Origin of the sequence: uncultured Algibacter sp. (assembly GCF_947495675.1) — a bacterium.
In the GTDB taxonomy this organism is placed as follows: domain Bacteria; phylum Bacteroidota; class Bacteroidia; order Flavobacteriales; family Flavobacteriaceae; genus Algibacter_B.
The window spans coordinates 1-333 of record NZ_CANLZX010000066.1; the positions used below are offsets into that span (position 1 = coordinate 1).

The following is a 333-nucleotide window of genomic DNA, read 5'->3' on the forward strand; positions in this document are numbered from 1 at the left end:
GGCATCTACTACGCCATCTTTTAAATACTGCGGAATGTCGCCGTTTCTTAAATAGAATACTTCAACAGGGAAATTTCTAGCCGAAGCTTTTAATTGATCTTTTCCATTATCAATCGAAATTCCGATGTCTTTTAATATTTGCATCGAATCTTCATTTAAACGACCCGATTTCTGTACTGCAATTCTTAATTTACTCATTATCTTGTTTTTATGAGTTTGAAACAATCTAGTTGGCATTAGAATTAAAAAACCCGCTTGATTGTCTCAAACGGGTTTAGAAATATATGCTGATTTTACTCAATACATTTTCACTTCGCTTGAGAGCAAATATGA

Annotated in this window: 1 pseudogene; it reads right to left on the minus strand. The window is 33.0% G+C overall.

Annotated features, from left to right (window positions below):
* Nucleotides 1-198: pseudogene (locus Q0842_RS16120) on the minus strand (ATP phosphoribosyltransferase); the annotation flags it as partial.
* Between the last annotated feature and the right edge of the window lie 135 nt (nt 199-333).